This is a genomic window from Oribacterium sp. P6A1 (assembly GCF_000702885.1).
In the GTDB taxonomy this organism is placed as follows: domain Bacteria; phylum Bacillota; class Clostridia; order Lachnospirales; family Lachnospiraceae; genus Oribacterium.
Genome location: NZ_JNKO01000009.1, coordinates 1 through 12,209, shown reverse-complemented (window position 1 = coordinate 12,209; position 12,209 = coordinate 1). Strand labels below are relative to the sequence as shown.

Below are 12,209 nucleotides of genomic sequence, written 5' to 3'. Positions count from 1 at the left end.
ATGTGTGAAGAGCGTAAGTGGAAAAAGGATATACATATTCAACTTGCAAATATGAAATATACTGATAGCTGCATAGAAATTCTGCAAAATTCTGATTTGGGAAGAGCGTATTTCAGCGATTATGAAAAGGCAGCCAATATGCTGACATATGCAGTGGTACAAGAAAACATATATGTTGCATTGGATGAAAATGAGAAATGCCTGGGGTTTATTTACTACATGACAAATGGTGTTTTTGGAAGCTATCCTTATATCCATATTGTTGCAGTAAAGGAAGAATACAGGAATTATGGCATCGGTAAACAGCTGATGAAGTTTTTTGAGGATAATGCTACTGATTCTTCTTCGGCAAAATACTTTTTAACTGTAGATGATTTTAATCCAAGAGCGAAGAAATTATATGAAAATCTGGGATATAAGTGTGTTGGAGAACTAACTGATTTTTATAAAGAGGGAATTAACTGCTATCTGATGATGAAAAGAAGAGGGTAAAGAAATGCTCTTACAAGCACGGAAATCGGTTCCTGGAATAAGCCTTACGAAGAGAAAGACTTGACGGAGGAATAAGAAACATGGCGTTTGATTATAAGAAGGAATACAAAGAATTCTATATGCCGAAAGGCACGCCGTCTATCGTCACTGTTCCGAAGATGAACATGTAAAAAAGTTATAGATTAATGTATTAGAGTTTATAAAATCTGATAAGAAATTAACTTATATTGACTTAAAATACCTTTGATATTAAATTTATCATTGTTCGCAGGAAGTGTATCATTTTTAAGGGATGGCAGTGATATGATGATGCGGTCCTGATTTTATCCTGGGTGCAAAATAATTTTTATACTCATGCATTTTTATTAAAAGAGTAAAAATCGATAACTAATTACAATTTTTTGTCTTTTCAGGGAGGAATAATTATGGCTGTACATGTTTTAGAAGAGGCAAATCGCTGCCTTCAGTGCAAGAACCCACGTTGCCGTACCGGATGTCCTATCCACACGAACATTCCGGAGATGATCAGGCTTCTTAAGAATGAGCAGATGATGGATGCTGCTGTTATGCTTTTCAACAACAACCCGCTTTCGATTGTTTGTTCACTTGTCTGTGATCATGAAAAACAGTGTGAAGGTCATTGTGTTCGTGGAATAAAGGAGTCTCCTGTTCATATATCTGCCATAGAGAATTATATTTCGGATTCCTGCTTTGAACGTATAAAGCTTGAGAAGAAACCTTTTAACGGTAAGAGAGTTGCGGTTATCGGCGGCGGTCCTGCGGGAATAACCATTGCCGTGCTTCTTGCCCAGAAAGGTTATAAGATTACTATCTTCGAGGGAAGAGAGAAGCTTGGCGGTGTTCTGAGATACGGAATTCCGGAGTTCCGACTTCCGAGGACCATTCTTGACCGTTATGCTGACAGACTTCATGAGTTAGGCATCCTTTTCCGACCGAACTTCTTCATCGGAGGCTCAACAAGCATAAAGGATCTCTTTGCAGACGGATACAATTCTGTATTCATCGGAACCGGAGCATGGCGTCCGAGACATCTCCGCATCCCGGGAGAGACCTTTGGAAATGTAGCTTATGCTATAAATTATCTTACCAATCCCGATGCATATCACATCGGAGAAAACGTAGCTATAATCGGTGCAGGTAATGCAGCCATGGATGCAGCACGTACAGCTATCCGTAAGGGTGCAAGAAATGTTACGGTCTATGCGAGAAGAGATACTGCAGCAGCATCTGTTAAGGAAATCGAGTATGCAAAGCTTGACGGTGTTAAGTTCGAGTACTGCAAGTCACCTGTAGAGATAAAGGATGAGTCCATCGTTATGGCTCCTGTAACATTCGATGAGGATGGAAAGAGCACAGTACATGAGGAGCAGGCAGAGGAGATACCTTGCGATTTCGTTATTATCTCCGTTTCACAGGTTCCTAAGGACCGTCTTGTATCAAGAGACAAGGAGCTTAAGCTCAATGAAAAGGGTACTCTTGAGACAGATGAGTACGGTGAGACAACCATGCCGGGCGTATTTGCATCAGGAGACGTAGTTACAGGCGCTAAAACTGTAGTTGCCGCTGTCAATGTCTCAAAGCAGATCGCTGAGGAAATGGACAAGTATATGCAGGGGCTTCCTAAGTGATGCCTGCCGCATCATGATTTGTTCGAATTAAAATTATGTGAGTGTGAAATGATAATGATGTAATTGTCAAAAGTATTTACCGCTCACAGACAGCATGCCGTATATATTGGTGTGCAAGGTACTTTCGTTATAGAAATTAAACCTCCGGTGGGAGTGAGCAGAGACTCAATACCCGCCGGAGGTTTTTTAGTATTTAAATGATGCCACATACCGCCTTCTTCGAAAGTGACTGAAGTGTTTATACTTATCAATCAAAGAAGGCATTAATGTTTTTATTGAAACAAACATTTACAGAACATTCATTTTTCGAACAAATATTTACAGAACGGCTGTTTACAAAAAGTTTGTTCGGTGTTAGAATACTGATATCGAAATTGTTACGGAGGCAAACGTCATGAGAATCAATCTTAAAACATTTGAATTTGTAGTAGATTTTTTGTTAGTTCTTGGTCTTATAGCTTCATTTTGTCAGTTTAACGAGGTCAGATATCTGGGATATGCAATCAGCGGTATGAGCGTTTATCTCATTTACCAGATTGAAAAGGAAATCGAGAGACAGAGACACAGAGCCAGATTCCATAGACGTATATACAGGATTATCGAGCGTAGACTGTCTGCCTGAAAGTGTATCCTATCACTTCGTGTGTTCACTTTTGACACCTACATCATCATATCAGTTCCAGGAGATATATACATCGGCCTTTTCTTCGAGATCGTTCGCTTTTATATATTCTTCTTCCTTCGGGATCCATTCATTCCTGAATTTTTCCATGATCTCATTATCGCCGCCTGTACGGGCGCTTATATTCTCTAGCTGTGATTCCTCATCTATATCTAAGAACACTCTGAGCTGATAGGGTTCGCCGAAGTAGGGGTGCTGGCTGTAGGAACCCTCTACTATATTTATGCGTTTGGGTTTTATGGTCTGCTCTTTATCCTTGTCTATCTCCATTATTTTACAGCTGAAGGGGCGGTATGACACAGGGTCACCGTACCATAAAGGTATCAGTACCTCCTCGCGAAATCTTTCATAATCAACATTTCCGCCGACTTCGGAAAGACGTTCTTCAGTCCTTTGATGGCTTTGAAGAAAGAAGTCGTCCATGTGGAATACATTGGCATCGAACTGTTTTGCCAGAAAATCTGCAAGAGTTGTTTTTCCGCTGCCGGAACGTCCGTCTATCGCTATGATCAGGACTTCCTCGTCCATGTATTCTTCATCCTCCAAAAGATCCTTTATGGCATCGACTGCCGGCTGAAAACGTCGCTGTTTGATATCTGTTATTTCCATTTGAGTTTTCTCCTAAAATAATTGTTTTCCATGGTATAATCTGACATAAGTGTCATAAGTATCTGACACTCACGTCATTATATTATTTTAAATTTTTGAGGAAAACAAGCTGATGAATATTGTTGACATTATCACCGGGGAACTTGGCATATCGAAGGTTCATGCAGAAGCAGTAATAAAGCTTATTGATGAAGGAAATACCATCCCTTTTATAGCAAGATATCGTAAGGAAGCCACAGGCGCCATGCACGATGATGTGCTTCGTGCCTTTGATGAACGTTTAAAGTACCTTCGCAACCTGGAAGATCGTAAGAATACTATACTGGCATCAATCGAGGAACAGGGGAAGCTTACTGATGAACTCAGAAAGCAGATAGATGAGGCTGAAACTGCTGTAAAACTTGAGGATATTTATCGCCCATACAAGCCTAAGCGCAGAACCAGAGCCATGATTGCAAAGGAACGAGGTCTGGAACCTCTGGCTGTATTTATCTTTTCCGGTAAAACATCAACACCTGTGATAGAAGAGGCAGAGAAGTACATAGATGCGGAAAAGGAAGTTCCCGATGTAAAGACAGCTATCGTCGGAGCAGAGGATATCATCGCGGAGACATTATCTGACAGTGCCGGTCTCCGTGAGTGGATCCGTAAGAAGACCTATGAGTCAGGCATCATCGTATCCTCCGCAAAGACCAAGAAGCAGGCGGAAGAGAAGACGGTTTACGAAAACTACTATGAGTATTCGGAACCGCTTAAAAAGATACCGGGGCATCGTATTCTTGCCATGAACAGAGGTGAGAGCGAGAAGATCCTGACTGTGAAGATCGAAGCTCCCGAGGATGAGATACTTAAGTTCATGAACCGTCATATCGGTGCGGGAAAAAACAAGGAAACCGCGAAGTATCTTGAAGAGGCCGCAGCGGATGCATATAAGCGTCTTATCGGCCCGTCCATAGAGACTGAGATACGTAATGATCTTACCGAAAAGGCTGAGGACGGAGCCATAAAGGTATTCGGAGAGAATCTTAGTCAGCTTCTCATGCAGCCGCCTATCATAGGGAAGACTGTACTTGGATGGGATCCTGCATTCCGTACAGGATGTAAGATATCGGTAGTTGATCCTACAGGAAAGGTTCTTGATACTACTGTTATCTTCCCGACAGCACCTCAGAACAAGGTTGCAGAGTCCATGAAAGTTATAGAGGGACTTGTCCGTAAGTATCATGTTGACATCATTTCCCTTGGAAACGGCACTGCATCCCGTGAGTCTGAGCAGATCATCGCTGAATTCATAAAGAAGAGCAAGCTTCCTGTACAGTATGTTATCGTAAATGAGGCAGGTGCTTCTGTTTACTCTGCTTCTAAGCTTGCAACAGAGGAGTTTCCTAATTTTGACGTGGGTCAGAGATCTGCTACATCCATGGCGAGACGACTTCAGGATCCTCTTGCCGAGCTTGTAAAGATAGATCCGAAGTCAATCGGTGTAGGCCAGTATCAGCATGACATGAATCAGTCCAAGCTCAGTGAACAGCTAGGGAACGTGGTTGAAGACTGTGTAAACAGAGTAGGCGTTGATGTAAATACCGCATCATTCTCTCTTCTTGAGTATGTTTCCGGTATAAATAAAACCATTGCAAAAAACATAGTTGCATATCGTGAAGAGAACGGCGCTTTCGCATCCAGAAAGGAGCTTCTAAAAGTTCCGAAGCTGGGACCAAAGGCTTATGAGCAGTGTGCCGGATTCCTGAGAATAAGAGACGGTCAGGATGTTCTCGATATGACTTCCGTTCATCCGGAGAGCTATGAGGCTGCGAGAGAGCTTCTTAAGCTTCTTGGTTTTGATGCTTCCGATGTAAAGAACGGAAACACAAGGGATATAGAGAAGAAGCTGAAGGAGCTCAGGGCTTCTGTCCCTGAGCTTGCGAAGAAGATGAATGTGGGTGAGTATACATTGACCGATATAGTTAAGGAACTGGCAAAACCTGGTCGTGACCCGAGAGAAGATGTGCCGGCGCCTGTTCTTCGTTCCGATGTTTTGGATTTCGATGACCTTACTCCTGATATGGTGCTTACGGGAACGGTTCGTAATGTCATTGATTTTGGCGCCTTTGTTGATATCGGTGTACATCAGGACGGTCTCGTGCATATTTCCCAGATAGCAGACAAGTTCGTCAAGCATCCGCTTGATGTGGTCAAGGTAGGTGATATCGTAAATGTAAAGGTTCTTTCTGTGGATAAGGAGCGTAAAAAGATTTCTCTGTCAATGAAGGGTGTTCCTCAGAAGTGAGCTGGTGATGACCTGGAGATCGCAGGCTGTTTACCTCGCAGCCCGCGATTTTTTAAAGTATGCAGTGAGAAGACTGTCTAGGGCATGAGAAACGGAAACTTGCACTGCAAATAAGTTTCATATATACTATCAAAGCTATGATACTGAATATTGCGAATTTAAATAAAACTTATATAGGAAAACAGGTTCTCAAAGATGTGACCTTTCATATCGAGGAAAAGGAAAAGGCTGCCATAGTCGGAATCAACGGTTCCGGAAAGACAACCCTTATTCGTTGTATCCTTGGACAGGAGGAGCCTGATGACTCTGAGGCTGTTATCGCATTTTCTAAGGATAAAAAGATAGGATATCTTGCTCAGCAGCATGCTGACATAGAGACAGGACTTGAAGATTTCGATACTCTTTCCGGAGGACAGAAGACCAGAAAGAGACTTGAGGAGATTCTTCAGGATAAACCTGATCTTCTTATCCTGGATGAGCCTACCAACCATCTGGATATAGATTCCATCCAGTGGCTTGAAAAGGTTCTGAAAAGATATGACGGTGCTGTTCTTTTGGTTTCTCACGACAGGTATTTTCTTGATCATGTAGTTACAAAGATAATCGACCTTGATAACGGTAAGGCCAGGATGTACAAGGGTAACTACACCGAATATGCGGAAAAGAAAAAACTCATCAGAGATGCGGAGCTTAAGGCTTATCTGAATCAGCAGCAGGAGATACAGCATCAGCAGGCGGTTATTACGAAGCTTAAGCAGTTTAACAGAGAGAAGTCTATTAAACGTGCAGAGTCACGTGAAAAAGCATTGGCAAAGGTAGAGCTTCTGGATAAGCCGGAGGAGATAGATAATGAGATGCGTCTTGCCCTGACTCCGAACCTCCAGTCTGGCAATGATGTGCTTTCTGTGAAGGATCTGAGCAAAGCCTTTGAGGATAAGACATTGTTTTCCAATATCTCTTTTGAAATCAAGAGAGGTGAACATGTTGCGGTTATCGGAGCAAACGGAACCGGTAAGACCACACTCCTCAAGATACTTAATGAGCAGCTTTCTGCTGATACCGGAAGCTTCAAACTGGGCACCAATGTAGAGATAGGCTACTATGATCAGGAGCATGCGGTTCTTCATATGGAAAAGACCATCTTTGATGAAATCCAGGATGATTATCCGTATCTTAACAACACCAAGGTGCGTAATGTTCTTGCTGCCTTCCTCTTCAGAGGAGATGATGTTTATAAGCGTATAGGGGATCTATCCGGTGGAGAGCAGGGCAGGGTATCTCTTGCCAAGCTTATGCTCAGTAATGCCAACTTCCTGATCCTTGATGAGCCTACGAACCATTTGGATATTCAGGGACGAGAGGTGCTGGAGGATGCCATCAACAATTATGAGGGTACGGTTCTCTATGTTTCTCATGACCGTTATTTCATAAATAAGACATCTACACGTATTCTGGAGCTTTTTGAGAATCGTTTTGACAACTATATCGGTAATTACGATTACTACCTTGAGAAGAAAGAAGATGTCAGAAGATACGGGGATACTTCATCGGCAGGATCTAAAGGATCTGCTCAGTCCGGTACTCCCGCATTTATTCCTGAAGTAAAGTCGGAACAGAAGATTGACTGGGAGATGCAGAAGGAGCTCAAAAAGAATATCCAGAAGCTTGAAAGATCCCTTAAGGCTGCAGAGGACGAAATTCAGAAGCTGGAGGCCAGAAATTCAGAGCTGGATGAGGCATACCAGGATCCGGCCATAGCCGCTGATGTTGGAAGACTTATGGAACTTCATAAGGAGCATGAGGTAAATGATGAAAGACTGACTCAGCTTTATGAGGACTGGGAGACTTATTCGGAAGAACTAGCTGAATTAAAGGGCTCACAGGAGTGAATGGGAGAAAAGCGGCGATTGAAACATTTTTATGATTCGATTCAGTTGCTGATATGAAGCAAATATGTTTCCCCGGATTCCGGGGGATGTTTAAAAAGATGCTGCACGGCTTGCGGCATCTTTTTTTAAACCTTATGGGACAAATGATTTGTATTTATATTAGGAGATAGGATTAAAGTATGCTATATTATTTAGTACTTTAAAGTTGGGGAGTGTAAAAGTGGAATTAATTTATAGCATTTCGGATTCTGTCAATTCTTTTGTCTGGGGAGTGCCGACGCTGGTGCTTCTTATCGGAACAGGTATATTCATTACCATAAGACTGGATTTCCTTCAGTTTACCCGGTTCGGTCACATAATGAAAAATACCCTTGGAAAGCTGTTTGAAAAAAGATCCAGTCAAAGCGGAACACTGACGCCTATTCAGGCCCTGACCACAGCTCTTGCGGGAACTGTTGGAACGGGAAATATCGCAGGTGTGGCAGGCGCCATATCCCTGGGAGGGCCCGGAGCCATTTTCTGGATGTGGATAGCCGCTCTCTTTGGAATGTGCACAAAATATGCGGAGATTATACTTGCGGTACACTATCGTGAGATAAATGAAAAGGGAGACTTCGTTGGCGGACCTATGTACTATATTCAGAATGGTCTGGGTAAGAAGTGGAAGTGGCTCGGCATGGTTTTCTCCTGCTTCGGAGCAATTGCGGCTCTTGGAACAGGAAATATGACACAGATAAACACTATCGCCACATCTATAGGATCTGTATTCAGTTCTTTTGATCCGAATATTTCGGGATCTGATATGCAGAGAATATATATGGTTATAGGAATCGTAGGAGCATTGCTTACTATTCTTGTTCTTTTCGGCGGTATGCAGCGTATCGGTAATGTAACAGAAAAACTGGTTCCTATTATGGCCTGTGTTTACATTATTACATCAATCATTGTTGTAGTTACTCATATCGGCTCCCTCGGTTCTGTTTTTTCTCAGATTTTCAAGGGTGCATTCAGTCCGGCATCAATAAGCGGAGGACTTTTGGGTGTGAGCATACAGCAGGCTGCAAAGGCAGGTTTTGGAAGAGGTATCTTCTCCAATGAGGCCGGTCTCGGTACTGCGCCTATAGCCCATGCGGCTGCAGACGTTGATCATCCTGTTCATCAGGCTATGTACGGCGTTTTTGAGGTCTTTATGGATACCATAGTTATCTGTACCCTTACAGCGGTAGCTGTGCTTATTTCAGGCTGCGCAGAAGGTTTCTACGGTCAGTCCGCAGGTACAGATCTTACCATTATGGCATTTGGAACAACCTTTGGTGGAAGGATTGCCTCAATAATCATCGCTTCATGCATAACTTTGTTTGCTTTTTCAACATTGCTTTCCTGGAGTCTTTACGGAGCAAGATGTATGGAATTCATTTTCGGCACTAAGGCTATAGTTGTTTACCAGGCTATTTATGTCATGTTCGTTGTGGTAGGAGCTACAGTCCAGCTCAGTCTTGTTTGGCAGATTGCAGATACAACCAATGCCCTCATGGCGGTGCCGAACCTTATTGCGGTACTTATTCTGTCACCGAAGGTGGTGGAACTCACAAAAGAATATTTCGCAAAAAACTGAGGCTTTATGCGGTTCTAAACAGATGATTCCACTCTTGAGTCATCTGTTTTTTATTTTTAGGTAATATTTTTGTTATTTTTGACCGACATAATACACATAGATATCTCAGGGTGCAGTTTTAAAAGGGAATTCCCATAAACCCGAACTGCATCAGTCGCAGGCTTATAGTATTTAAGCCGAGTATATAGTATTTGAGGGGATGCGAATGAAAAAAATAGCAATTACAGTAAATAATGAGAACGACAACATTTATTGGCAGTTCGGACATTGCCCGCGGTTTAAGGTTTTTGAAGTTAATGATGAGAATCATATCGTGAGCTACGGATATCTTCCTGCCGGCGATGATCAGGGAGGGCAGAAGCTTGAAGCCATGGTTCAAAATGATGTAAATGTTATTATTTCTGAGGGAATGGGACAAGGAGTTGTTGATAAGATTGAGGAGGAAGGACTTTCAATAGAAGTATATGCCGGTGTTAAGGGAAAGGCGGATGATGCCATAATTAAATATCTGGCAGGGGTTTTGGAAGCGGAACATCTGACGGTTCATTGATAGTGTCCGTCGAACTTTATTAAAACAGAATATGAATATAATCTCATGTTAAGAATTTACTTGACATGAGATTATTTTTTTAGTACATAGATACAATTCTTTGATATTTAACAGATTTTTCGGAAACATGCATGGAGATTTTTATGAAGAAAAAATATATCCTTCCGCTGGTTATCACATTGTCTGCAATCTGCTTAAATGCCTGTGGGTCTAAGCAGTCTTTTGTAAATGATACAAAGAAAGCGACTGAAACCAAGGCGGCAAAGGTTATCAAGGCGGAATCTGAAAATGAATCTGAATCGGAAAGCTTACAGCTTATAGGTGAAGCTGCGCTTAAGGAAGGACTTCGTGAAAGACTCAGCTGTTTTGTGGGAATAAAAGGGACTTCAGGCGCTTCACTGAAGATACTGCATCAGGCCGTGGGATTGCTGCGCCTTGCCAATAAAGGTGAATATACATTAAACATTGTTAGCCCTGTGGTGCTTGAATATTACAGTTCTCTTGATGCAAATGATCAGGAAGATTTTCTGGAAACCTGGGCGGGGGTTGACTACTACACGGATACCATCCTGTATGATTTTTATTCCATCAGCAATAAGCTGGAAGATTCCGGTGATCTGGAAACTGCGAAAAAGATTGTAAACAGTCCGAATATCAAGGAAAAGTGGGAGATAATGCGGAAAGGAATAGAGAGCGTTCTTCCGGAAACTGTTGAAACTGTTTCGGAGGGAGAAATGACAAACGAGACGGACGAGTTTGGCAATGCTGTCATTGATGTGTCAGGTGAGTCTGAATCCGAAGAAATATTTGAGTCAGGTCTTGAACATCCTGAAACATCAGAAGAAGAGGAAACGGAAAGCATTGAAGTCATAGAGACTTTGCCGGTTTCCGAAACCACAACTGCGGCTGCAACCACACATGCTGCCACGAAGAAAGAGACTGAGCCGAAGGTAACCACAACAGAGCAGCAGACACTGGGGTTCCCTACGGGAGGCCCTTCTTCTGACAGCTTTACAAATATCGTTCTTATTTCAGTGGATCAGAAACTTGATCCGGGTGAGCTTAACTATCTGAGAGAAAAATATAATCTCCGGCTGATTTACGACTATCCTGGTTACAACATGTATGCAGTGGCTTTTTTGGGAGCAAATAATCAGACAGAGCTTGAGGCTGAAATGGCGAAGATATCCGCAGAAAATCATATTACCGGTGTGGCTCAGGACAAAACATCACAACTGAATTGAACATACAGATGAATGCTGTATGGCGGGTTGGGATTATATGGGCGTCAAAAGCTGATATCGGACCGTTTTGCACTTAGGGCAAAGGTGAACGCCAGCCCATTCGAATATTATATTTAAATTGGAGTATTTTTATGAATTTGATTATTGGCAACATATTAGGCTTGGCCGGTTCCCTTTTGATGGTAGGAATCGGCTTTATACATAATCGAAGATACATTCTCATAGGACAAAATGTTCAATTTCTTATTATGGGAATAGGGAATCTGGTTCTTGGAGGTGTTTCGGGGTTTATTGCCAATATTATCAGCGTCATCAGAAACCTGTTTTTTTTAAAACGTGAGCTTACAAAGGGGTGGAAACTGTTCTTTGTTACGCTTCAGGTGTTTGTATCGGCTGTGTTTTTATTCCTTGGCGGTTTTCGATGGATTGAATTGCTGCCTATTATATCTGCGGTGGTCTATACGGGACTTATAGATACGAAGAAAGAGAGTACCCTGAAAGTTGTTTTGAGCGGATGCCAGATGATGTGGCTTGTATATGACATTGCGCTGATGAACTTTGCGGCTGCTGTTTTTGATGTACTTACGATTTGTGCAAACTTTGTCGGTATGCTCAGAGCAAAGAAAGCAGAAAGACTAAGGAGTTCTATAGCTGAACAGACTGAAAAGTATAGGGAATCCAAAAAAGCAGAAGAGACTGCTTAGAAGGACTTGCAGGTACCTTGAAAAGTCATTCTGAAAAAAATAAAAAAAATTCAAAAAAACGTTTGACAATCAGAACAGGAATTGTTATTATAACTGAGCACTTGAGAGATGCGGAACACCAGTTCTGATAAATCAAGTGAAAAGAACCTTGAAAATCAAAGATCGATTAATACACAGACCCTGAAGATTCTAAGAATTAGATTTTCAGAAACGACAAAAGTCGTAGCGAATTTATTCGCAGTAAAGAATAACGGACAGAACAAAAGCCAAGCTTAAGTTTTGAACGGGAAGAACTTAAAGAGAGAAATCTCTTAACATTTGTAAGATGAGAGTTCGATCCTGGCTCAGGATGAACGCTGGCGGCGTGCCTAACACATGCAAGTCGAACGAGCGAGAGATGAAACCTAGTGATTCTCGAGCGAGTGGCGGACGGGTGAGTAACGCGTGGGTAACCTGCCTTACAGAGGGGGATAACAGTTTGAAAAGAC

Annotated in this window: 10 protein-coding genes, 1 rRNA gene and 1 pseudogene; 11 read left to right on the top strand and 1 reads right to left on the bottom strand. The window is 42.2% G+C overall.

All coding sequences use genetic code 11. The annotated features are described in order from the left end of the window. The 4 genes and pseudogenes from T515_RS08015 (at position 1) to T515_RS08005 (ending at position 2,763) form a co-directional block, all read left to right on the top strand. Positions 1-492 carry a GNAT family N-acetyltransferase gene (locus T515_RS08015; protein WP_036609627.1) on the top strand — a complete coding sequence of 164 codons (492 nt, stop codon included), beginning with the start codon at positions 1-3 and terminating at the stop codon, positions 490-492. A gap of 80 nt (positions 493-572) precedes the next feature. Then, positions 573-656, top strand: a pseudogene (locus T515_RS18445) (GyrI-like domain-containing protein); the annotation flags it as partial. Between the two features lie 261 nt (positions 657-917). Next, on the top strand, positions 918-2,141 hold the full coding sequence (locus tag T515_RS08010; RefSeq protein ID WP_036609626.1) for an NAD(P)-dependent oxidoreductase: 1,224 nt from the start codon (positions 918-920) through the stop codon (positions 2,139-2,141). Positions 2,142-2,535: 394 nt separating this feature from the next. Then, positions 2,536-2,763, top strand: a complete 228-nt coding sequence (locus T515_RS08005) for a hypothetical protein (RefSeq protein ID WP_036609624.1) — start codon at positions 2,536-2,538, stop codon at positions 2,761-2,763. A gap of 51 nt (positions 2,764-2,814) precedes the next feature. Here the strand turns inward: T515_RS08005 and T515_RS08000 are convergent, their stop codons facing one another. Beyond that, the gene (locus tag T515_RS08000) at positions 2,815-3,432 is read right to left on the bottom strand and encodes a uridine kinase family protein (protein ID WP_036609622.1); all 618 of its coding nucleotides are present in this window, start codon (positions 3,430-3,432) and stop codon (positions 2,815-2,817) included. A gap of 112 nt (positions 3,433-3,544) precedes the next feature. Between T515_RS08000 and T515_RS07995 the strand changes: the two genes are divergently transcribed. The 7 genes from T515_RS07995 to T515_RS07965 all read left to right on the top strand — a co-directional run. After that, a complete protein-coding gene (locus T515_RS07995; protein ID WP_036609620.1) occupies positions 3,545-5,719 on the top strand; it encodes a Tex family protein in 2,175 nt (724 codons plus the stop codon). A 137-nt stretch (positions 5,720-5,856) separates the two neighbouring features. Beyond that, positions 5,857-7,608: a ribosomal protection-like ABC-F family protein gene (gene abc-f, locus T515_RS07990; protein ID WP_081832730.1), complete on the top strand. Its 1,752-nt coding sequence runs from the start codon at positions 5,857-5,859 to the stop codon at positions 7,606-7,608. Positions 7,609-7,828: 220 nt separating this feature from the next. After that, positions 7,829-9,223, top strand: coding sequence for an alanine/glycine:cation symporter family protein (locus T515_RS07985; RefSeq protein WP_036609616.1), 1,395 nt, complete (start codon positions 7,829-7,831; stop codon positions 9,221-9,223). Positions 9,224-9,428: 205 nt separating this feature from the next. Then, a complete protein-coding gene (locus T515_RS07980) occupies positions 9,429-9,773 on the top strand; it encodes a NifB/NifX family molybdenum-iron cluster-binding protein (protein ID WP_036609614.1) in 345 nt (114 codons plus the stop codon). A gap of 143 nt (positions 9,774-9,916) precedes the next feature. After that, entirely contained in the window at positions 9,917-11,017 is a 1,101-nt protein-coding gene (locus T515_RS07975; protein ID WP_036609612.1) for a hypothetical protein, read from the top strand. Between the two features lie 131 nt (positions 11,018-11,148). After that, positions 11,149-11,721, top strand: coding sequence for a YgjV family protein (locus T515_RS07970; protein ID WP_036609610.1), 573 nt, complete (start codon positions 11,149-11,151; stop codon positions 11,719-11,721). 321 nt (positions 11,722-12,042) lie between these two features. Further along, positions 12,043-12,209, top strand: a 16S ribosomal RNA gene (locus T515_RS07965); the annotation flags it as partial.